Source organism: Pseudoalteromonas sp. OFAV1 (assembly GCF_021532595.1).
In the GTDB taxonomy this organism is placed as follows: domain Bacteria; phylum Pseudomonadota; class Gammaproteobacteria; order Enterobacterales; family Alteromonadaceae; genus Pseudoalteromonas; species Pseudoalteromonas lipolytica_C.
The window spans coordinates 26,439-50,823 of record NZ_JAKGBG010000036.1 but is presented as its reverse complement, the minus strand read 5'-3'; the positions used below and the strand labels follow the sequence as shown (position 1 = coordinate 50,823).

At 33.9% G+C, this 24,385-nt stretch carries 17 protein-coding genes; 11 read left to right on the top strand and 6 right to left on the bottom strand.

Translation table 11 applies throughout. From position 1 onward, the window contains the following. Positions 1–182 precede the first annotated feature (182 nt). The 4 genes from L1267_RS17110 to L1267_RS17095 form a co-directional block, all read right to left on the bottom strand. Positions 183–1,850 (bottom strand): putative bifunctional diguanylate cyclase/phosphodiesterase, encoded by a 1,668-nt coding sequence (locus L1267_RS17110; protein ID WP_235383566.1) that lies wholly within the window; start codon positions 1,848–1,850, stop codon positions 183–185. A gap of 70 nt (positions 1,851–1,920) precedes the next feature. Further along, positions 1,921–2,190, bottom strand: a complete 270-nt coding sequence (locus tag L1267_RS17105) for a 2Fe-2S iron-sulfur cluster-binding protein (protein ID WP_235383565.1) — start codon at positions 2,188–2,190, stop codon at positions 1,921–1,923. A gap of 12 nt (positions 2,191–2,202) precedes the next feature. After that, positions 2,203–3,069, bottom strand: coding sequence for a Dam family site-specific DNA-(adenine-N6)-methyltransferase (locus L1267_RS17100; RefSeq protein WP_235383564.1), 867 nt, complete (start codon positions 3,067–3,069; stop codon positions 2,203–2,205). Further along, entirely contained in the window at positions 3,070–3,303 is a 234-nt protein-coding gene (locus L1267_RS17095; RefSeq protein WP_235383563.1) for a hypothetical protein, read from the bottom strand. It abuts the gene before it with no gap. Positions 3,304–3,537: 234 nt separating this feature from the next. Here L1267_RS17095 and L1267_RS17090 point away from each other — a divergent pair, with 234 nt between their 5' ends. Then, positions 3,538–3,972 carry a hypothetical protein gene (locus L1267_RS17090; RefSeq protein ID WP_235383562.1) on the top strand — a complete coding sequence of 145 codons (435 nt, stop codon included), beginning with the start codon at positions 3,538–3,540 and terminating at the stop codon, positions 3,970–3,972. Positions 3,973–3,986: 14 nt separating this feature from the next. Beyond that, positions 3,987–4,658 (top strand): hypothetical protein, encoded by a 672-nt coding sequence (locus tag L1267_RS17085; RefSeq protein ID WP_235383561.1) that lies wholly within the window; start codon positions 3,987–3,989, stop codon positions 4,656–4,658. Between the two features lie 76 nt (positions 4,659–4,734). Here the strand turns inward: L1267_RS17085 and L1267_RS17080 are convergent, their stop codons facing one another. Both L1267_RS17080 and L1267_RS17075 read right to left on the bottom strand, forming a co-directional pair. Then, positions 4,735–5,169, bottom strand: a complete 435-nt coding sequence (locus L1267_RS17080) for a ProQ/FinO family protein (RefSeq protein WP_235383560.1) — start codon at positions 5,167–5,169, stop codon at positions 4,735–4,737. Between the two features lie 15 nt (positions 5,170–5,184). After that, a complete protein-coding gene (locus L1267_RS17075) occupies positions 5,185–5,583 on the bottom strand; it encodes a hypothetical protein (RefSeq protein WP_235383559.1) in 399 nt (132 codons plus the stop codon). Between the two features lie 97 nt (positions 5,584–5,680). Between L1267_RS17075 and L1267_RS17070 the strand changes: the two genes are divergently transcribed. The 9 genes from L1267_RS17070 to L1267_RS17030 all read left to right on the top strand — a co-directional run bounded on the left by L1267_RS17070 (position 5,681) and on the right by L1267_RS17030 (position 24,356). After that, the gene (locus L1267_RS17070) at positions 5,681–6,217 is read left to right on the top strand and encodes a restriction endonuclease (RefSeq protein WP_235383558.1); all 537 of its coding nucleotides are present in this window, start codon (positions 5,681–5,683) and stop codon (positions 6,215–6,217) included. Positions 6,218–6,224: 7 nt separating this feature from the next. Beyond that, positions 6,225–7,292, top strand: coding sequence for a hypothetical protein (locus tag L1267_RS17065; RefSeq protein ID WP_235383557.1), 1,068 nt, complete (start codon positions 6,225–6,227; stop codon positions 7,290–7,292). A 109-nt stretch (positions 7,293–7,401) separates the two neighbouring features. Continuing rightward, a complete protein-coding gene (locus tag L1267_RS17060; RefSeq protein WP_235383556.1) occupies positions 7,402–7,878 on the top strand; it encodes a hypothetical protein in 477 nt (158 codons plus the stop codon). Between the two features lie 548 nt (positions 7,879–8,426). Beyond that, positions 8,427–10,025: an MBL fold metallo-hydrolase gene (locus tag L1267_RS17055; protein ID WP_235383555.1), complete on the top strand. Its 1,599-nt coding sequence runs from the start codon at positions 8,427–8,429 to the stop codon at positions 10,023–10,025. 12 nt (positions 10,026–10,037) lie between these two features. Next, on the top strand, positions 10,038–13,175 hold the full coding sequence (locus L1267_RS17050) for an AMP-binding protein (protein WP_235383554.1): 3,138 nt from the start codon (positions 10,038–10,040) through the stop codon (positions 13,173–13,175). A gap of 8 nt (positions 13,176–13,183) precedes the next feature. Then, the gene (locus L1267_RS17045) at positions 13,184–13,918 is read left to right on the top strand and encodes a thioesterase II family protein (protein ID WP_235383553.1); all 735 of its coding nucleotides are present in this window, start codon (positions 13,184–13,186) and stop codon (positions 13,916–13,918) included. Positions 13,919–14,069: 151 nt separating this feature from the next. Continuing rightward, positions 14,070–16,313, top strand: a complete 2,244-nt coding sequence (locus tag L1267_RS17040) for a penicillin acylase family protein (RefSeq protein WP_235383552.1) — start codon at positions 14,070–14,072, stop codon at positions 16,311–16,313. A 2-nt stretch (positions 16,314–16,315) separates the two neighbouring features. Further along, positions 16,316–18,013: a cyclic peptide export ABC transporter gene (locus L1267_RS17035; protein WP_235383551.1), complete on the top strand. Its 1,698-nt coding sequence runs from the start codon at positions 16,316–16,318 to the stop codon at positions 18,011–18,013. Between the two features lies 1 nt (position 18,014). After that, a complete protein-coding gene (locus tag L1267_RS17030; protein WP_235383550.1) occupies positions 18,015–24,356 on the top strand; it encodes a non-ribosomal peptide synthetase in 6,342 nt (2,113 codons plus the stop codon). Positions 24,357–24,385: the final 29 nt, after the last annotated feature.

Here is a 24,385-nt window from a genome sequence, read left to right as displayed (position 1 = left end):
AGGCAATCGTAAGACTAGCCGAGCCAAAAGCTCGATTAGCAGTGTCCAACGAAGCGTCAAAAAAGAAAGGTTAGTAGCTTAGGCTACTATCTTGGAAGCTCGCGAGCTTTAGCTCCGAGTAGTTCACATTAGCATTAGAGCAGACTTCCCCTAATGCTAATGTTACAACCCTTAAAATGGCGTTAGATATTTAACCAGTTCTTTCCTAATTCTGGTTTATGGACGCCAAACCCTTGCACGTAATCTACGCCCAACTCTTTGAGTAATATTTCGGCTTCATAACATGAGACAAACTCAGCTATACACTTCATATTTAAAGAATGAGCCATTTTCACCACACTGGCAACAATAGATTGATCTTTAGCTGAGTTTTGAATGTTTTCTATAAATACACCGTCAATCTTTAAAAAGTCTGCATCAATATTCTGTAAATATGTCAGAGTCGAATAACCACTACCAAAATCATCTAGTGAGATCTTAAAACCAAAGGTTTTAAGGTTTGTCACATTCTTTAAAACTTTATTAAAGTCATCAATAGCAACAGTCTCAGTTACCTCGAAAATGATACTTTGTGGGTTAACATTAAATTGTTTTGCATAGCTTATGATTTTATCAACAAATAGGGTGTTGTTTATTGATTCAGCAGACAAATTTATTGAGAGAGCGCTTAAATCCTGATGAGCGCCATTCCATTTAAATGCTTCAATAACGACCCATTCATCGATTTCAAGCATTAGGTTGAATTTTTCTGCCACTTCAAAAAACATGGCAGGAGGATAGTGGCCACCTTTACCGTCTTTCATTCTAATTAAGAGTTCAGCATGTCTGATCTCATTGTTAGGATTTACAGGTCTAATTTCCTGAGCGAACAACTCGAAATGATTATATTCAATGGCAGATCTAATACGTTCTATCCATATAGGGGCCTCTTTAAAAAAGATAATGTCATCATTACTTTCAGTATATGTTTGAAACATAAATCCATTTTTTTTTGCTGTCATAGCAGCATAGTCAGCAAACTGTAAAGCGCTAGCGGCACTTTTAACTAGGGTGTTGAGACCAATATCGACTATGCCAATACTAACTGAGACCCCTAACTTTGTTTCGTAGTGAGATAGCTTATAGCTATTAATCAAAGTATACAGTTCTTGTATTTTTGATTCGACGTAACTAACTTCTTTATTGTTGAATAAAATTACAAACTCATCACCGCTTAAACGACCAACTGTATCATCCTCAGCAGCAATTCCTCTAATTATTGATGATAATTCCATGAGAATAACATCACCGACTTCAAAACCCGCTGAGTCATTAATTATTTTGAAGTTGTTGATGTCAATAAGCGCAAGAGTTGTGTTTGACTCTGGCTTTTCTATTTTAGACTCTAGAATTTCTGTAAAGTGATATCTACTATAGACAGAAGTTAGCTCATCGTAGTGTCTTGAGATATTAGGAATATTGTCAGCCGGTTTTTCGTCCGTACTATTAATAATAATAAATTTTGACTGCTCACCTTTTTTAACAGAGACTTTAAAGCTTTCTTGTTCTGTAACAAGAGAGTATATGACATCTTTGTTACTTTCTTGCAAATCAAAGTTACAAGAAAGTAAATAGTTATGATAAGAAATAGGCTTTTCTAAAGCAGCATATTTTTCTTGTAACGTTTTGGATTGTGATGAAAAAGACGTAATATTCCCATCATTGTCTACACTAATAACAGAGATATTCTGGGCTTTTAACTCATCTATCAATAAGAATGACTGACGAGCTTCATCTTTATGAGAAAAGATATCTATTAATCTATTTTTAAGTTGTTGTTTTAAAACCGTTAACACCGCAGCCTCAGTCATTGTGAAAATTCGACGTTAATATATCATCTAAATATTTAATATCAACAAAATACTGAGTTATTTCACATTTTTATGGTTCAAATTTTATCTCAATTTCTTTACTTTTGATAGACGCTGTGCAGGGAACTATTTCATCAGGCTTTAGCAAAGCAATGGTGTCATCAGTATGTTCTACTTCACCCTTAACTAGCTTACATTTACACATACCACACATGCCTTCACCGCAACCTATATCCGGTGTAATACCTCTATCAATCAAAAGTTGGAGAACGGTTCGTGTTCTAGAATCTGGGTGGGGTTCGCCATGAGGATTACGTAAAATAATGCTTTTTAAATCCATCTTAATTCGCTCCTATAAACCACTGTACAAAATAGCTTCTTTTATTTTAAAACTGTTACTTTCTGAAGCTATACCACTCATTAGATATTTATGATCTGATTTTGTATATCTAAACTGCTTTTTCCACTCTTTAAAGAAACTGTTCTTTTGGCTTTTGTCGGCCTTTTCTATCCAAGTAGTAAGAAGTAATGGGCTTGATTGTTGAATAGAAAGGTTAAGTAAGTTTCTTTCTTGAATTTCATCCCATTTGGTCATATAAGTAGCATTCCTTTCAATATAAGGAGGATCCATAAAGATAAGGAAATCTTTTTGATCTTTTATGCTTTCTAAAACAGTATTGTAATCACTACACGAAAATTCCCATCCGTAGGCATCAATCTGTTTTTTGACGAATACAAAACGGTCACATAAAGATTCTATCAAACTTAAAGTAAGCTTATTGTCATCTCGGCCGTATGGTGCATTAAAATTGTTCTTTTTTTGTGAAAATCTTATTAGGCCATTATGATTAGTTCTGTTTATGATAAAAAAGTCTAAAGGACAGCGGTCCTTATTGAATCTTTCTCTTAATTCATAATAGTATTCGCCACCTCTTGCATTCATAATTCGCTTTTCATGTAAGAGTCGATTTCTTAAATCTTGTAAACTAAGACTACCATCTTTTATCATATTAAAAAATGAGACCAAATAAGGGTTTACATCATAAAAATGGGCGGGACCTTTAGCTAAATTAAATCCAACCACACCGCTCCCCATAAACGGCTCTACCCAAACCGAAGGTTTGTGTTTACGTTGAATCCTATTCGATATGGTTTCGATTTTAGGGAGAAGCTTTAGCTTACTCCCTTGAATACGAAATAAAGACTGTTCATATTGCATCTAAAATTGTCCGGTTTGCTTTTTAAGCATATATTCATTAATTTTCTTTGCTGGATTGATGAATGCAACAACTACAGCAAGAAATGTAAATCCTAACGACCAATACGTAGTTGTCACAAGACCATCTGTATACAGTAAGTACGCGCTTACAATCACCGATAAAACCGCAGCTAAGATATCGTAAACTTTAAGTTTATTGCTAATTGCTTTTTTATTTAACTTGCTAATACCCATATAAACCTCATAAATTAGTCATTTCTAGAGTGACATATCATATATTTCAGGATAGCTAAATCAAGAAAAAAAAACATTTTATTACTCGCAACTTGAAGCCTGACCTATTGTATCATTTTAACATATTTAGGCTTAGTTAGTGACATGGCGACTTTCGTTAGCATTTTACTTGCATTTGTTAGATCGCACTGTATGCTATTATGACTATTTTAGAGAAGTGACTAAGGTTTTTATATGAAACGGCTATTGCCTCTATTAACAACAGCTGTAATTTTAGTTAATTGCAATCTTCATGCAGAAACAATTAATTCAAATGGATATGAAGAATATCAAAAAAGCAGAGTAATTGAGTCTGCTCATCAACTCGAGGGATACGGCGCATTTCTTTCTGTTAATAACAATAATGTTGTTAGAGTAGCATTTCTTGCAAGCGACTTTAGTTTGTATTTAAATGATTATCAGAGAATTCTGTCGAATTTTCCTGAAGATACAAAAAGCTTAAGTGTGAGAGTATCTTCAAATGAGGAGATTGTCCCGGACGAATTGACAGAAATGTTAGATAAATCATTTAAGGATGTATTTGTTAACACAAAAGCTAATATTTGCTCAAAATACACTGACGTTAATACGACTAAATGTAACGTAATTGAAATTCAATTTTTAAAGTAAACATAAGGAAAGACATGAAAGCTAAATTATCTTTATTCGCAAAAACATCAATTATTCCGGCTATCTTATTGTCAGTGGTTGGCTGTAATGATGCTGTAACCGCAACGACTCAGAATGATACATCTGAATCGATAACTGAATCAAAAAATTATGGCAATTTAGTCGAAGGCATTGATTTTATAAAGCTAAGTAAACCAATCGAAGGTGTCAGTTATAATGACATTACAGAATTATTTTGGTATGGCTGTGGGCATTGTTTAAATGTAGAGATGCATCTAGTTGATACTATTGCAGAACAGTCTAAATTAAATGGCTGGTCATTCAATAAAGTGCATTACCCTTCAGAAAGAAATACTTGGGCTTTTGATTTCAATATTTATGCTGCTTTAGAGCAACTTGATGTTGGCAAAGAAGTTGGAAGAGATTATATGCTGTCTGTTCAAAAACAAGGATTGGATCGATTTAATGAAGAAGAAATGACTGATTTCTTCTCAAAATACTATTTGGATTATGAACTAGTAAAAGAAAAGATGAATTCTGCGGAGCGAGATGAAATCTGGGCGCATGCGATGAAATTTAAAGTCCCTGAAGTTGAAGGTACTCCGACATTTATCGTTGGTGGCCGATATATCGTTAAAATTTCCCCTAAAATGGTTGGTTCAATTAAGCAATTAATTTCTAATTAGACCGAATTACGATTTCGACATTGAATGCTAAAAGCCCCCAGCAATAAATATTGTTGGGGGCTTTTTTATTTTAATGTTATTTTTGTAACATCTTCTTTCTTTTATTGTTTTCTTTAATTGTTTTATAAACTTGCTGGCATCGTTCATATGCGGCAGCTTGCTCTTCTTTGCTAATTACGGCACTTGTAGGCTTACCTGAAGTGTCGATTCGGCTAACGCCTTCTCTAATTGAACCCAAATACTGGTAGCTATTACAATAGAAGTGTAGGGCACTACGGATAGTTCGATTTGAAATTCCGAGGTTTAGATTGATGATGTCTTCACGGATACCAAGAGATAAAGGTTTAGGTTTGTGGAGATTAAACACTCGAGGAAGTAGCTTTTCAAGTGTTCTAAATGCTAATTTGTACTTGTTTGTACTTTGGATTTTTCGCCCGGTATATTTTTTTCGTACCATGTTGAATCGTGATGATGGCTTTTTCTTTCCAGTATTTGATCTATGATTGTTCATATAGTTAACCTTACTTTATTTAATTAATTGAAAAATATCTTCTAATGTTTCAATACAGCTAATATCTTTTTTTAGTCCGTTAATGCTCAGTTTCATTTCATTAAAATTAATCTCAATCAAAGAGTTAATTCTGATCGTTGAGCTCACAAGCATTTCTTTCTTCAAAGGCTTGCCCAGTCTGTACTTACAGACCAGCAAATTAAACGCGCATCTTAGATGTTTACTTAGTGTGATTTCACCATTATCTTTATTTGTTTCCACAGAAATTTCACAAACCTCAGTGTTATTCATTACATCTAGAACCGTTTTAGCTGTATCTTTAGACGTAAATTTACACTTAGTTTTATGTACTCTATCGCATATATAGTAAAGACTTTGGGTTATGTTGATATCACTTTCTAAATAAAATCTCATTTAAGTTAGACCTTTCATTTTGTCTGGTGCTATTATATTTACATGCTGTTCTTATGCAAATTTTATAAGATTTTTTATTGAGTAATTTGAGTTAATTATGTTTGAAGATATTTTGCGTCCAATCTTGGGCCTAATGCCAATCGTTGAAGGTCTGTCCGGGAAACCATATCTATATTATTTTTGGTCTTCTATTGCAATAATGCTTTTTGTTATAAAATTTGTATTTTCAAGGACAAGAAAAAGACATTTATTAAAGGAGGCAAGGAAGAAAAAGGGCCTATATCATATGAAGTGGGATACGTTCGAGAAGTTTTCAGCTCAATACTTTAGAGAGTTAGGTTACAAGGTGCATGAGTTTGGAGGGAATCAAGCTGATGGTGGAATTGACTTAATTATTACAAGAAAGAAAGAAAAAGTCGCTGTACAAGTAAAACACTACAGTCCAAAGAATAAAGTTGCTGTAAATATCGTCCGTGAAATGCTGGGAGTTTTCAATTCTGGTAAAGAGTCAATGAAACTGACTGGAGTTATGATTATTACATCATCGACATTCACTAAACCGGCAATTGAGTTTGCAGAACAAAATAATATTACAATCATTGATGGTCATCAGATCATTAAAAAAATAGGGTAAAATCGTTATGAAAATTACTATGCTTACTAGCGCTTTGGTATTAGCAACGTCATTTAATATATACGCCTCTCCTGAGGTTTGTGGATTTGATAAAATTGATGGGACTGTTATTGAATTTACAACAACAGACAAAGCGCCAGCTGCTGATCCTATTAAATCATCTTTAAATGTGTACCGGTACTTTTCTAGTGATGCTGATGGTCAACACCTACTAAAAAAGTCGGAGTACTTTGGACGTAAAGCTGTTTTTAAAATGGATAGTCATAAATCAAGGCTAGGGGCAGGTGTCAATAATTACACCGGTCAGGTTTTAGATAAAGTGGATGTGTTTAGTGGAATAGCAGATAATTGCAAACCAATTTTTATGCAGATCGGACATAATGATTTTTCGCATTACTATAATGACTTAAGCTCATTTGATAATGGTGTAATTAATCTATATGAAGTTGAAAGCACATTGGGTGTATTTGTTCATCATTCTGAGATGTATGAGGTTTCAGACCTAGAATCGTTTGTAGGTAACATGTATGTAAAAGCCAATACGTATTTACCGATGTACTTCGTAGATAAGTTTTACGAAAAGAAATCTGTACTACCTCCATTTTCAAAGGTGGATGTATTAGATGTTCAACATATCCCGTTTGCCTTCAATGATAGACATGTTTCTGATTACAGAATTAAAGTTATTCACAATGGCCAAGAAGGATATTTGCCGGGTTTACGTTCGGGCTTATCTTCGTTAAATGAATTAGATTCAGTGCGAGATGAATTTAAAGAAGCGGTTAAGGCCAAAAAAGTAGCATATGGTATGACTGAAAATGAGCTTATATTGTCGCTTGGATTACCAGAGAAATCAAAAGAATTTAATGTCTATGAGACATCTACAGGCTATTATGTAGATTACCATAATGAGCCAAGATTCAAAAATATGGACAAAGTTGGAGTTACAAAGGAATTGTTTTATGAGCATATCCCTTATCCTCTAGTCCTTTCTTATGATGGTATTCTCCATGAAGGTGGCCAGCAATTTAGTTCTGTTAAATTAAAGGGTACACTTGAATTCATTCTACATTAATAAATAATACTTTTTAACTACCTAAAAGTGCTGTTTGGTACTTTACTATATCGCACTTTTAGGTATAATGGATTAAGAAATACAATCAACATAACGTTCAAGGGAAGTCGTGACAATACCAAATTCAGAATTAAAAAAATACGAGCGTTCTCTCAGTGGTCTGTTAAACCAGCTTAAGCTTTTTTACTCTCAGGAAACTGTTTCTTCTAGTCTTAATTTTTTTGACCTAATTTTCGATGACAAAAATTCAGCCACGATGGCTGATATGACATCAATGACAATTAGTAAGATACAGTCACTAATAATGGTATTAAGAAATGCACAGTGTTTTGGTCCCGATTTCTTGAATGAAGCTACTTTGAGCGAACTTAAAGTTGATATATTTGAGGCTATTACTGAAGCTAACGATGTTTTATCTGAAGTTTCTACTATCAGAGAAATTTCTATCGTCTTACAACGCTTATCATCAACAGCGTCATTGTCTTTTTCTCTGGCAAGAAAAATTTGTAAAGCAACTTTGGACTCTCTTAGCGGCAAAGATTATTCAAATTCGCTTCTGGATACTCTATTTCCCAGTCATGAATAATTTATAACACTTTACGTTTGTTGGTTAAAGTAGATCTAACTTAGGCTGGTTTAATACCGGCCTTTTTATTTCTGAATTTTTGAATATTGGCGCAGTTTGTTTTCCGTATTTAACGTTATCTATTGCAGTCAATCGTACATGTAAGTTCACATCGATAGCGATTAATTTTGGCCATTTATAATCTTTATTTACATTGCAATTATCTTTAGTAGTTGTAAAATTATTAGCAATAAAGCAAGTAATGAGATTGTTATAAAGCGAAAGCTAATTCGGATAAATAACATAAAAAGATAGTTTATAAAGCTTTTATTTCTAACTATGTTTCGCTAAAGAGCTAATAATTTCAGGGTGATTTAACTTCTCCTTTTCTGCTTTAGAAAATGATAGTGATGCAGGTGCCGCTATATCAATATCAACTTAACAAGCCAATTATCTATAGATTAGAGAAGCTATTCGCATTAGAAAATTGGATAATGAGTTGTTGAATTAAATTTTAACTAATTAATGGGCATATCAGTGCCCCACACATAACTGTTTTGCGAGGAAGTATGTCAGATAAGTTTTACTTAAAGCCTGAAGTCTATATTGAACCATTATGTAACCATTGGTACGCATGGCCATACCTCATTCAACCACTAACGTTTGCAAGAAACATGGTTAAGAATCATCGCAGACTTATGATGTCATTTGTAAAAAATTATAAGCTTCATATGCTAGCTAAACAAAGTACAGAAATGGTAGGCGGAGAATTTGTCAACTGCTCTAAAGAACAACTTGCGGATATTAAATCATTAATTGATGATATGGAAATAAATAAAAGTGACTTAATTGAGGCTGCAAATGCGATCTCTGACTTAGAAAACTTACTTTTAGAGCATAATAAAAACGAATCAATTGAAGATCTTTATTGTAAGGTTCCACAAATACTTAAAGGGTATGTAGAGTTATTCGTTGATCAAAATCACAATGCTTCATATCGTATTATAGAATCATTATTATATGAGAGCGATCTTTATAAAGAGGAATTGCAATCAGTATTGTTTGGTAGTATGGAAAAAGTAGAAAATAGGCCATTTGTTTTCTCAACCCCAAGGTTAGCAGATGATAATCACTTACATCTCAATTTGAGCTTCAATAATCCTAAACTTAGACGACTTTTAAAATCTCGATTTGATCCGATTTCGAAACAAGAATTAGATGAAATCCTTGAAGGCGTAGAACAGAGCGGTGGACTTTCTGTAAATGAGTTATTTACAAAAGATGAGCCAATAAATAGACATATCGCGCCACATTCTGGAGTTAGAATACAATACACTGGCCACGCAGGATTTCTCATTGAAACTAATAATACGTCGATACTTATTGATCCTGTTATAGCTGTTAACAATCAGCGTGATGATGAAGACTTAATAGGCTACTCTGAATTACCGGCTTCAATAAACTATGTGTTGCTCACACATAGCCATCAAGACCACGTAAATATTGAAACACTCCTACAAATTCGCGACCGAATTGAAACAATTGTAGTTCCTAAGAATAACGGGGGCTCTCTCTTTGACCCTTCTTTGAAATTAATGCTCCAAAAATTAGATTTCAATGTAATTGAAGTTGAAGATATGGAAAGAATAAACCTGCCTAATAATGAGGGCCATATCAGAGCTATTCCTTTTTTAGGCGAACATGGAGATTTAAATATTCGTTCTAAATCAGCATGGTTTATTGAAGCATTAGGCAAACGTTGCTATTTCGGTGCCGACTCTTCAAACTTAGAGCCCGAAATGTATCAGCATATCAAAAAAATTACGGGTGAACTTGATATGCTCGCTATAGGAATGGAGTGTGTTGGAGCTCCTTACACATGGTTATATGGAGCATTAACGACACAATTTATTCCTCAAGAAGTCAAAGAATCTCGAAGATTAAATGGTTCTGACTTTCAAAAAGCAAAAATGATGTCTAAAACTTTTAACCCTAAAGAAATCGTTATTTACGCGCTTGGTATGGAAAAAGCTTATAGCTATTTTATGGGAATTGATTATTCAGATGACTCTGAGCAAATTGTACAGTCACAGAGTATGGTTGATTACGGCAATGGTAATGGAGTAAAAACTGAACGAGCTTTTTGTCGTAAAGAAATCATTTTTTAGGGGATGAAGACAATGAGCAACAATAGCTTTGAGCTTTCAATATCACAAAATGATATTTATTATGAAGCATTGGTAAATAAAAATTCGCCACAATTTAATATCGGTGGAGCACTAATTCTCGAAAATGTTGATTTTCAGACAATTTTACGTGCCCATAAAGAAATTGTATCTAACCATGATATTTTTAGATTAAAAATAGATTGCAAGGGGGATTCTCCATTGCAATATCTAAGTGATACAGTTGATGACTCCTTACAACTATTGGATTTTCGAAACAACAAATATTCTGATGATGACGCCAAGTTGTTCATTCAGAATGATTTTCATACACCTATAAAGTTGACTGATGATTCTCTCTTTAAAGCCTATGTTATTCAAGTTGATGAAAGTCGGTTTTACTTTGTTGGTCTAATGCACCATATAGCAATAGATGGCTATGGGTTTGGGCTTTGGTCTCATAGTATGGTTAAAGCAATTTTTCATAATGAGTTAGATAAAGATGAAGATTGGCAATCTTCGGTAAAGCGGAATTTAGAAGGTAAGAACTCTAAAAAGCACAATAAGTCCGTACAATATTGGCAAGCAAAACTCGGAAGTAATTCTGACATTGATAAGATAATTTCTAATGAAAGCGCAAGTAAAAATAGCTCACGATTAACGGTCCAGCTTAGTAAAGAACAACTTGCTTTACTTAATGATATTAACAAGAAAACTGGATGGGACTTTTCACAACAGCTCAGGGCGGCATTTTCAGCAGCTGTTGCATTAAGGTTTGATTCGAAAAGCTTTCTTGTTACAGAAACATTTCATAATCGCCGACAACATAAAGATAAAAATAAAATTGGGGTATTCGTAGGAGAGTCTCCCTTAATAGTTGATCTTAATAACATATCTAGTTTTGATGAACTTGTTAATCAAAACATTCAATTACAGAAGGAGAGGTTTAGACTTGCAAATATTGGAAAGATAGGAATTAATAAAATTATGCGTGAACTTGGTGTCAGTGAAGGTATTAGCCAGTTCTATTTTAATTATATTAAGGTTAAAAATCTTGTTGACAATCAAGACAATGCTGTTGAGATGATTTATTTTCCTAACAATCATAGTCAGGCGCCATTAAAATTCAATGTATGGGATCAGCATGGTAGAGACTCAATTCGATTTGAAATTGATTACAATTGTGGATATTTCACCAAAAAGGATATCTCTTATTTTGTTGATTCTATTATGGGGATGTTATACCAAGTAGAGCAAGACCATAAGGTGAAGTTATGTGACATATCGTACCTGACAAGTAATGAACACAATGAGCTTGCTGAACTAGGTAACCTTAACTATGAGGTCTGTTCAGAATTATCTGGCAATACATTAACAAAATACCTTTATAAACAATCTATAAAAACTCCAGACTGTATCGCCATTGAACAAGGTGGTTGTTTAATAACTTATGCTGAACTTTGGAATAAGGCAAAAAACATTGCAGCAACACTTCATGCGAATGATGTTAAGTCGGGCGACAAGGTTGCGCTAGAGAGTGAACATTCTATTTCACACTTTCTATTGTTGTTTGGAATAGCTGTGGCTGGATGCACCTTTGTTCCTATAGACCCATCGTTACCCAATGACCGAGTAAAGGATCTTATTTCAATCTCGAATTCAGTTAAGGTTTTTACTATTTCAAATAAACTTAAAGGCTTATTTGATTCCAGTATGATTATTGATATGACGTTAACTGTTGAACCAAGGGATAATGAGTACTACCTTTCTCTTCGTAGAGAAGATAGTTTGTTGTATGTATTATTTACATCAGGATCGACAGGAAAACCAAAAGGTGTTGAAGTTAGTGATTATAATTTTATGAGCAAATTACTATCATCACATAAAGCTTATAAATTGCCGCAAGGGAAGATATTGCAATTCAACAATTTATCTTTTGATGTTTTTGTTGAAGAGATTTATTTATCTTTAGCAACTAATAGTACATTAGTTATACCTGAGGGGGATTGTCGTGACCCTGAAGTTTTCATTAAAAATATAGAAACTAAAGAAATTCAGACTGTGCTTTTAACTACATCATTTTTCAATCATTTTTTGCTATATTTAGAGTCTAATAATATTAACAGCATTAAATCACTAGCATTAGTTTTGGTTTGTGGTGAGGAGTTAAAAAGTAATTTTGTAGAAAGGTTTGTGAGTCGCTTGGGAGATCAAGTGGCTTTATTTAATGCGTATGGCCCAACAGAAGCGACAGTTTTATCAACATACAAAGCTATTAATACAGACATTAAAGTTCCAAGTAGAGTACCTATAGGAACCCCTCTACCAATGACTTCAATTATGATTTGCGGTAGAAATGGTAATGTTTTACCTTCTTGTGTAGAGGGTGAGATTTACATTGGAGGCGAAGGGGTAGCAAGATATGCATCTAATTTGGTAAATAATCCATTCTTTACACTCGATGATTCCATCCCTTCTACAAGTAAGAATTGGTATAAGTCTGGAGATTTCGGCAAATGGAATGATGATGGAGAGTTAATGTATCTCGGTCGAAAAGACGATGAAATAAAACTGGGCGGATACAGAACATCAATTTCAGAGATCAGTAGTATTATCAGTCAAATAAAAGGAGTCCAAGACTTCATTGTTATGTTCAACAATGAAAGCAAAGTATTGAATTGTTTCTTTTTATCAACAAATGAGAAAATTGACTATAAGAAAGAAGTATTGGGGTTACTACCTTATTATTTACAGCCTAATGTAATTGTACTCGACAGTTTTCCTAAAAGTTCTACAGGAAAAATTAACAAAAAATTGTTAAAGGAGCTCTATAGTGATTTAAAAAGTCCAGAAGACACTGATTTAACAAAGACTGAAGGCGAAATTGCAGTGTTTTTAAAGAGTATATTGGGTGAAAAATATAAAGGCATAAACACTCCTTTTTACCAGATGGGCGGAAATTCTATTCACGCTGTCTCATTTAGTAAATTTATAAAAAAAGAGTATGAACTTACAGTCTCATTAGATAAAATATTAGAAATGCAAACTGTTAAAAAAATATCATTGTATATAGATGATATAAAATATGTAAAGAATGAGAGTCAAGAGAGTTCTGCGGATTCTGATGATTTTGGTTTTTCATTAACTATATAAGAGATTATATGTCTAATATTGTACATTTCAGCAATACAAGTGAGTTAGACTCTTTGTATTGCTTTCCATTTGCGGGTGGAGCTCCATCAGTTTATTTTCCATTAAGTGAATCGCTTAATGGAATTTTTAACATATCAGCAATAAATTTTCCGGGCAAAGGAGTACTGATAGGAGAACCTTCGCTAAAATCTATGGATCAGCTTGTGGAGTATGCTTTTAGCGCTCTGGAGTATGATAGAGCTTTCGATAAACCATATTATATTATGGGTTATAGCTTAGGTTCAAAAGTGGCTACCATGCTAATAGAAAAAATAGCAAAACAAGGGTTACCATTACCTCGTAAAGTTTATCTTTGCGCAAGTGAGCCGCCAAACTGCAAGACTTCGCGAAAGCCATCTAAAGGCATGTCAGATGATGAATTTATTGAATTACTAAAATCTATGAATGGCACTTCGAATGATATCTTAGACAATAAGGAATTAATGGACATCTATTTACCATCCATTCGTGCAGACTTCAATATCTCAGATAGTTTCTATAAGGATGCACCTGATAGACCTTTTTGCGTTGAAGCGGTAATTATTTACGGCAATTATGATCATTTCTTAAGTTCAGAAAATATTGAATTATGGTCTAAATTTTACAACAAAACATCTTTCTTTGATTTAGAAGAAGGGCATTTCTTTTTGACAGAACGCCCATCACTAATCAAAGAGATTATTATTTCATCTATTGATAAGTGATCTTATGTTTTTTTCTAATTTTCCTATCCTTTCTCGTATGTTAGTTTATGTGATAGCGCCTATTCTAGTTATTTGTACTTACTTTGTTTTAGTTATAACAAAATCATTGCCCGAATATCACACATACCTTTTAGATGCAGACGGGCGATATATGGCCGAGGTAAATAGAGATATAAATGGTATCACTTATATAAATGGCTCAACGGATAAAAATGCTTTTTATGCGTTAGGTTACGCTCATGCCTCTGATAGAATGTGGCAACTTGAGGTTCAGCGCCGCATAGGTTCAGGTAGACTTTCTGAAATTTTCGGAGAAAATACTTTAGATCAAGATATATGGCTTAGAACAATAGGTTTATATAATAGTGCTAAAGAATCTCTTCAAAATCATACCCTATCACCGGAAGAGTTTCAGTCTCTTTACGCTTACACTTCAGGAATTAACGCATGGCTGGCAGAAGGGAATGAGCTACCCCCAGAATTTCACTTTTTTGGAATTGAACCTGAATATTGGGAAGTACTAGATTCATTGGCTTGGATGAAAGCATTCCAGATGTTATTGGCTGGTAATATGTGGGATGAAATAAAAAATAGTGCAGTTAAAGGTATTGCAACAAAAGAAATGTACGAATCTATTTTTAATCTTGCCTTAAATTCAAATAGCAAAGAAAACAGCTTTGCGACAACTCACGAGTTACTTTCCATTGAGAATGATTTAGTCAATCAATTTAACCTAGGAGGTAAAAATTTAGGGAGTAATGGCTGGGTAGTTTCAGGGAGGCACATGGAAAGTGGTAAGCCCACTTTGGTCAATGATCCGCATCTTGGAGTTCAAGGGCCATCATTATTTTATAATGCAAAGGTTCAAGGAGATAAAATTTCAGTACAAGGAATGACACTTGTTGGATTGCCTTTTGTAATTTTTGGTAAGAATGAACATATTGCATGGGGAGGCACAAGCTTAATGGGTGATGTTCAAGATATTTTTGTTGAGCAAATAAACCCTAACAATCCTAACCAGTATTTATTTCAAGGTGAATGGCATGATATGACCCTTAGAGATGAATATATTAAAGTTGCCAGAAAGAAACCTGCATTTTTAAATAATGATAAGGAACCAATACATATTGTTGTAAAAAGTACTAATAAAGGCCCACTTATTAGTGAAAGTACCGGATATAATACTATGGGTAACTTAAGTGTTTCATGGGTTGCGCTAACAAATAATGATACGACATATAGTGCTTTCTATAAACTTAATTATGCTAAAAATTGGGAGGAATTTAAAGAAGCCTTTAGTAGATTAGTTGCCCCAGCACTAAATGTTTTTTATATAGATAACAAAAATATAGGCCAACTGGTTGCCGGTCATATTCCTATTAGAACAAAAGGTAAAGGTGAATTTATACAGTCTGGATGGGAAGATTATAGCTGGCATGGCTTTATACCATACAATAAAATGTATAAGTCATTTAATCCAGAAGTGGGGTTTTTGGCAAACGCAAACCAGAAAGTTGATGTAACTGAATCAGGAGATTATGTCTCATCTGGTTTTGCAGAAATGGACCGCTACAACCGTATTTCCGAGTTACTTAATCATAAAATCAAAAAAAATGAAAAAATTTCGGTAGACTATCTTAAGGATATGTTAAAAGACACACAAAGTTACGAACATAAATATGTTAATGTACTTACTGATGGTATTTTATGTAAAAGTAATATTTCTTGTAATGCGTTGCAGGCATTAAAAAGCTGGGATGGAAACTTTAATAAAGAGAGTGTAGGTGGTGCGATATATAGCTTTTATCTTTATAATTTGAAAAGTGAACTTTTTTCTGGTTTAGACAATAATCAGGGTGTCTCAGATAATAATGATTTATTAGACTCTGTGATTGAAAATGTAACCTATAAAGATATTGTTAGAATTATTGCTGAAGACCATGACATATGGTGTGAAGACTCTTGTAACAAGAGAAAGCAAATTGCTTGGGACAAAGTAATTCGAAGGTTAATTAAATTAAAAGGTAATTCTGTTGATAACTGGAAATGGGGCGAACTTAATACCCTTGTTTATAAACATAACCCACTTAGTCAATTATCTTGGGCCAGACCGATCTTTGAGTCAAGATCAGCTGGAGAAGGTTCTGTTAATACTATAAACGTTTCGGGCTCTGTGTACAGCAAGAAAGACGGTTTTCATCAAGCGCGTAGTGCCGCATTTAGACAGATTATGAGTATTGATGACAATGGAGGAGAGCATTACTTTCTACTAGCTCCCGGACAATCAGGACACCCCCTAAGTCCCTTTTATAGAAATTTTGTTGAAGATTTTTCTACGAATACGATGTCTACGTATTGTGATGATGACTCATGTATGCAAATAGGTAAGGAATAATAATGAGCTTACTTTCTCAGTTTTCAAGAATGTCACCTAATCTCGTAACGGCATCTATAGTGTTAGGTATAATCGCAGGTATTTTCCAAGCTTCAATTATACCGTTAACACTCTTATCGATTGATGTTGTCTTTAATTCAGACTCGTTGAATATGACTAGTGTTTTTGATGTAGAAATTAGTCACATTAAGCACGCTACATTATTTTTATCAGTAATGGGAGTAATTCTGGTTTTCGGAACTTTGTCACAGGTAATTTTATCAACAATTTCAATAAATTTAACATCTTCCCTAAGAAATGATTTGATAAAAAAAGCATCAAAGAGTCCCCTACAGAATTTTGAAAAAGTAGGTCAAGATAGAATATTTACAGGTATTGTTAATGACATCGATGACGTTGTAGCAGGCGCATCACAAATCCCTACAATTGTTAAGCACGTGATTAGTGTTCTTGGTCTTTTATTGTATTTGGCATTTATAAACATAGACATACTGATATATGTATTGATTTTATTTTGTATTGGTTTTTTTACAATTATGGTGCCTACTATAATTTCTAATAAGTACTTTACCGATTCTCGTAATATGTATGATAGTTTTCAGTCGGGCGTTAAAGGTCTTCTTGACGGTACGAAAGAGCTTAAGTTAAGTGAATACAAACGCGAATATTACATTGAAAATAGAATTCTAAAACAAGAGAAGTCCTCAGCACGAAATGATAAGATTGGTTTTGTTTATGGAAAGATAGCGCATGCTATCGGAGATCTAATTGGTTTTATGGCAATAGGTGCGATTTCATTTGTTATGATTAATTATCGTGAAATCGACTATAAAGAGGTTTTAAGTGCTGTAATGGTAATTATTTATACAACTGGACCATTAGGCGCGTTAATTTCTCAAATTCCGACAATATCTATTGCGAGAATAGCTTTAGACAAGCTAAATACATTGTATGATGATATACAAGAAGAAAAATTTGAACGCGAAATAGAGATCGGTAACATAGAAAGCTTAAAGTTTAAAAATGTGGAATTTTCATACAGTAACTCACCAGAAAGCTTTAAGATTGGACCTTTGAGCTTTGAAGTAAGTAAAGGAGAGCTTATCTTTGTAGTTGGTGGAAATGGTTCAGGAAAATCAACTCTAAGTAAGGTGATAACACATCATTACTTACCCACATCCGGCCAAATTTTTGTAAATGATGAAAAAGTTGATGAGCTTAATATACTAAGTATAAGAGAGCGTATTAGCTCTATTTACACAAACTTTCATCTATTTACTGAAATGCTCGGTGAATATAATAAAGACAAAGTTCATGAGTATCTATCTGATCTTGGTTTACAAAATAAAGTAAAATTTGAAAATGGACAGTTCAGTACTATTGACCTTTCAGATGGACAAAAAAAGCGATTAGCTTTACTTGTTGCCCTTATGAATGATAGTGATATATATCTATTAGATGAATGGGCAGCAGATCAAGACCCTGAATTCAAGGATGTTTTTTATCGTAAGATACTTAAGGATATGAAAAATGCAGGTAAGTTAGTGATTGTTATAACTCACGATGATCATTATTTTGATCTTGCTGACAGGTTTCTAATCATGAAAGATGGCTTAATGTCCCAACTAGATAATGATGGTGACAATTTAAAAAGCTCAATGGCACTTCTAGGTGCAAAGTTTAAAAAGATGGATGTATGATATGACAATCAGTGCGATATTAAGGCAACTAAAAAAAGAAGATGTATTCTTAAGTGTTATCAATGGCCAATTAAAAATTGATGCTAAAAGAAAACCGAGCGAGACATTAATTAATGCAATTAAAGATAATAAAAGTGAGTTAATTGCAGTGTTCTCTAACAACTTTACTAAGGCAGATAAAGATAAGTTGCTAGTTTCAAAAGAGCAACAGTCAATTTGGCGTTCACAAAAGAACAGTGATGATAAAACACTCTATAATTTTGTTGTCAATATCGATGTAAGTAATTTAGAAAGTCAAGCTCTGGGTGGAGCTTTGAGGGCCGTTATTGATAAGCATGAATGCTTAAGGACAGCAATAAACTACGATGGCGATAAGTTTCATGCCCACTTGCTAGAAGTAAGCGAGAATGCTCTAAAAGTAGTAAATTGTTCGACTTTGGAAGAGTTAAAGTCACGACTAATTGAAATCAAAATGCATGAGTTCAAGATCGAACAGGGAGATGTTTTTTCCGCCACATTACTTAAGCATTGCGATAAAAAAGTTTTATGCTTATCCGCTCACCATATAGCACTCGATGGGCTTTCATTTCCATTAGTATTTAGTGAATTATCGAAAGCCTATGAGAGTATTTTAAATACTGGTATTGCCAATTTGGATTTAGCAGAATATCGTTATTCCGATATCGTTCTTAATAAAGAGAAAATTCTACCAGATAACGAATTTTGGATAGATGCACTTTCAGTATTACCACCAAGCACTGACAACTTAAAAAATAATGGTAATAATACCGCATTTAATGGCTCTGAAAGCTTAACTCTTTGCAAAAATAAAACCTTACAATTAAGGACGCTTGCCGCTGAACTGGATATTTCCCTATTTAGCTTATTACAAACCGCCCATGCAATGTCACTATCGCTTATTACAGGGAATGATAAAATTTTGCTAGGAACGCCTCTATCGGGCCGTGACCTAGTGGAAAGTCATGATGTTATAGGTTGTTTTACAAGGATATTACCATTTAACCTCAATATTAGTGGCAAGGTACGTGATACTCTAATTAGGAATAATCGGTTATTGAAAGATATTTTTAAAAACCAAAATATAACCATTAATGAGATATCTGACATATTACATGAAAAGGGTAAAGATAGAGTTGTGATTGAGAATTCATTCACATTCAACCCATCTTCTGTAATTAGTCTTGATTTAAATGGAAAGAAAGATTTTAGTCTACTAGAAAATTACAATAATGCCCGGTACAACGTTGAACTACATGGTTTTGATGATCAAGAATTGAAATTCCTTTGGGTTCATAACTCATGTGTCAATTTTTCTATTTTAGGACAAATCAAAAAACTATTTGTAGAAATTCTCGAGTTACTTCCTAAATCACTTGATACTGAGTTTAATGCAATTCATTGGCAAACAGAATGCTCTATAATTGAAGAAGATAAGAGTGAATCTGTTGTAGATTTATTTCAATCAGTTGTTAATCGACACAAAGATGATAGTGCTATAATTACTAATACGTGTACTTGGACCTATAAAACACTCGATAAGAATAGTGATGATATCGCAACCTATATCCTTAATAACCATTCTCAAGAAAAGAATATAGGCTTACTTATCAACAGGGATGAGTGGTCTATTGCTGCAATGCTAGGTGTGTTGAAGACCGGTGCTTGTTATGTACCTATAGACCCTAATTATCCTGATGTACAAATTCAGCAATTGATTGACAAAGCCGGTATTGAATTTGTTATTACAACTTCTGATTTCTATAGCAAGTTTGACTCTTTGTTTAGCAAAGAAGTTTTACTCCTTTCTGATGACTATAGAAAGTTAATGCTAAATCAGAATACTGGTTTTAACAAAATTAATGTAGAACCAAGCGCCCCAGCTTATGTGATGTTCACCTCCGGTACTACAGGCGAACCTAAGGGGGTTCAAGTTCCTCAAAAGGCAATTTCGCGCCTTGTTAAGGAGACACGCACATATAACATGAGCGCTAACGTTACAATGTTACACGGTTCAGTACAGAACTTTGATGCATCTACATTAGAAATATGGGGACCCCTATTAAACGGAGGTTGTGTTGCAATTTATGAAGACCACTTAGCAGATATACCTACATTAAACACGTTCATATCGACTCATAAAGTAAATACTATGTGGATGACATCAGGATTATTTGATGCATGGATTGGCTCCGATATTGAAAAACTAGAGTTATCGCAATTGATTGTTGGGGGTGATGTAGTATCTCCAGTATCAGTTAAAAAGTGCCAACAAAAACTTCCAAATACAAAGTTAGTGAACGGTTACGGGCCTACTGAAAACACAACTTTCACATGCTGTTTTGTAATTGATAATACAGAAAGTTATAAAACAATACCTATTGGTAAGCCAATCAATAAAACACAATGCGTCGTTATTAATCCCATTACAAAAAACGTGCTACCAGAGGGCTCTGTTGGAGAACTTGTGACATTCGGTGATGGTCTCGCTAATGGTTATATAAATAACAGTGAAGCAACGAATAGACAATTTATTCAAATCAATTTAAATAACCATCAATCAGCACTTGGCTATCGTACTGGCGATATTGTACGCATGAATTCTAATGGTAATTATGAGTATATAGGTCGCCAAGATAATCAAGTCAAAATTCGGGGATACCGATTAGATCTGAATGAAGTTTCACTAACTCTTTCAAAAATGCAAGGCCTTAACGCAGCCTATACGGCATTTGATAAAGAAAATAACCTATTAAGGGTATTCGTCTCACTAGACAGAGAATGTACGTTAGATGTTGAGAGCATTCGTTATTATGCTGAACGTAACTTGCCACAGCATGCTGTCCCTCATGATTTTACAATTATTAAAGATATCCCCTTAAATTCAAATGGTAAAGTTAATTACAAAGCTCTTTTGATGATTGAATCCACACCTGAACGAGTAATCTCTGATACACCAGAAACTTCTACCGAGAGTGATATGATCACAATCTGGAAAGAGGCATTGGCCATTGATTCTTGTAGTACGGTTGATAACTTCTTTAACATTGGTGGTGATTCAATTAAGGCAATAAAAGTAGTTTCTATTAGTAAGCGTTTTAATATTGATATTAATATTAAAAATATTTTTGAATGTAAGAACATCAAAACATTAAGTCGATATATCGATGAAAATCAATGTAGAACAACTGAGAACTTGATTTTTGAGAATCAATATAAACCTTTTTCTCTACTAAATATCGATGAAAGTGAATTTGTATCAAAAATCGCTAATATTGAAGATGCATACCCATTATCAAAATTACAATACGGTATGATTTATCATCACAACCTACGTCCAGAGATGTATCATGATATTATGTCATTTGAAATCAAAGAAGTGTTTGAATTAGAGTCTTTCACAAATGCTTTAAAGCGGATTACAAAAAGACATCCAATGTTAAGAACGATGTTCTACCCAGATGTTGGCCGTGGCATTCAATGTATAAGCAGTAAATTTAAGATACCATTAACTGTTATTAACTTAAAAATGCTTAATCCCCAGAGCCAGAACTGTGAGATTAATGAATGGAAGAAAGGTGTTGTGGAAAAAGGGGTTGATCTTAGCATCACACCTTGGAAAGTTACGATATTTGAGCTTGACGATAGAGCCTTTTCTTTCAATATTTCATTTCATCACGCTTTGTTCGATGGGTGGAGCTTAGCTACGCTAATAACGGAGTTGTTTAATAATTATATTAGGCAGGACGAATTTGAAACAGAATTTTTAGAACCTTTCAGTACATATATAAATAATGAACTAGCTGCACTAGAAGAAGGCGTTTCAGATAGCTACATTGAAAGTATTTCAGAACAATCACGATTACCATGGTGGAGTGATGACGCAAGATTGAAAGGAGGGATACAAGTTATTCCTTTCAGTAGCGAACGCATGGATCAGATTAATTCACTTAGTAAAAAATATAAAGTGCAAAACAAGGTTATTTTATTTTCCGCGTATAGTGCGCTTATATCAAAAATGAATGGTTCAAAATCAACCTTAACATCACTTGTTGTTAATGGTCGGCCAGAAGTTCTTGGCTCAGAAAATACTGTTGGAATTTTCATTAATTCCCTTCCTACTAAAACTCCAAGTACAGATTTGTCGTGGCTTCAGTATGTAGAAGAGAACAATAACATCTTCATTGAGCAGCAATCATTTAAAAATTACCCATTATCTGAAATCCAGAAGAAAACCGGTTTACAATATGATGCTAGTTTGTTTAATTTTGTTGACTTCCATGTTTATCAAAGTGCGAATGATATTGTTGATGTATCAGGATATGATGTCTATGAAAAGACCAATTATGGCTTGCAGTTTCTATTTGCAAGAAACCCTAAAGACAATTCATTATTACTAAATATACAATCTGACCGCGAATATTTTGATGACAATTATCTTGTCAATCTATCTGAAGAGTTCTTTAGAATTATAGAAGCTATGTTTGATCACTCATCAATCGTAGAATTAAAACATTTGGTCCAGAAACATGATAATAGTCTAGGCGATGTTAAACATTTCTTGGATTGCTTCAGTGAGCAAGTGATAGTGGATCCAAACTCTATCGCAGTAATGGATAACCAGAAAGAAATTTCGTATTTGGAGCTAGACGAAAAATCCAATGTGATTGCTGGATTCATACGAGACGAATTATGCCTAACAAGTGGCGTTATTGGAATACAAATGGACCCTAGTGAAGATATGCTTGCAGCAATTATTGGCGTATGGAAGGCTGGACTAACATTTTTACCTATTGATACCAATACACCTCCTGATAGAGTTAACTACATGTTAGACAATTCGGAAGCGGCGGTATGCTTTATTAGCAATGAAGAAATAAATAGGTCTACATGTATAGAAACAATAAGTGTCTCAGACATCTTAGAGGAATACACATCTGCCAATAAATTTAGCTCAAGTGATTTAACTCTAGGAAAGCATGCCTATATAATTTATACATCAGGCACAACAGGTAACCCTAAAGGAGTTCTTATTTCCCATAGTGCTATTGGAGGTTATTTTGACCATGTAAAAAATGCATATTACAGTAGAGTCGATAGAGCTTTAGTCTCAACGTCGGTAAACTTTGATGCTACAATGACAAGTTTTCTAGCGCCATTAATGGCCGGATCAATGGTTATCTGTAAAGATCGAGATAATATTGATATAAGCGATGTACTAATGTCTAGTTCAGCTTGTTTATTTAAATTGACACCATCTATGGTTAGTGCGTTATTAGCCGGGTATAGTGGAGAAATTAGTGAAAAACCACATGTCTTTGTTTTGGGTGGCGAAAAATTACTAAAAAGTACAGTCGAACGTATCTTTGATTTGTTCCCTAACGCATTGTGCGTCAATGAATATGGTCCAACGGAAGCCTCTGTTGGAGCTACAGTAGAGTGGTTAAGCAAAGAGGACTTATCATCTCTAACAAACTCTCAAGTTCCAATTGGAAAACCAATCAATGGCACTGCCTGCCACATATTAGGTCCCGACTTAGTACCAGTTCTTGATGGCTGTAAAGGTGAATTATACCTAGGAGGTTCGATGTTGGCGGATAAGTATATAAACGACAAAGAGCAAACGGAACGTTCGTTTGTGACAATTGACAACTGTCGCCTTTATAAGACAGGAGATTTTGTCTCTAAAGACAATGCAGGAAAATTACACTTTTTTGGTCGCCAAGACACTCAGATTAAACATAATGGAGTTCGCATAGAGTTGAGCGAAATAGAATCTATTATCGAAACAGCTTCGAAAGTATGTAATCCTTGTGTTGTATATAAAGAGTCTACAGAGCAAATTATCTGCGTTTTAATTGACAAGGATGTATCTATAGATAGTATAATAAGTGCTTGTGAGCAGGCTTTACCTTCGTATATGCAACCTCATATATGGGCAAAAATTGACTCTTTACCTCTAACGGTAAATGGTAAAGTCGATAGCGAAAAAGTTATCAAGATGGCATTAGATTATGCAACAAATAATGACAGTGAAACAGTATCGTTATCGGATAATGAAATACAAGATGAGATACTTTGTTATATAAAAGAATTAGTTCATAATGAATCTGTAACAATTGATAGTAAAATTACAGAAATGGGGGGAGATTCACTTAAAATAATGACTCTTCTTTCATTCATTAAAGCAAAGTATGAAGTTAATTTAAAATTAAGCGAACTTATAGAGAATCAGACCGCTAGACAATTAGGTAACTTAATTGAAAGTGAGTTATTGTTATCAAATATTAATTATAGTAACAGTGAAGAGGAGTTGATCATCTAATCAATAACTTCTTTGCTTATTGAGGTTTA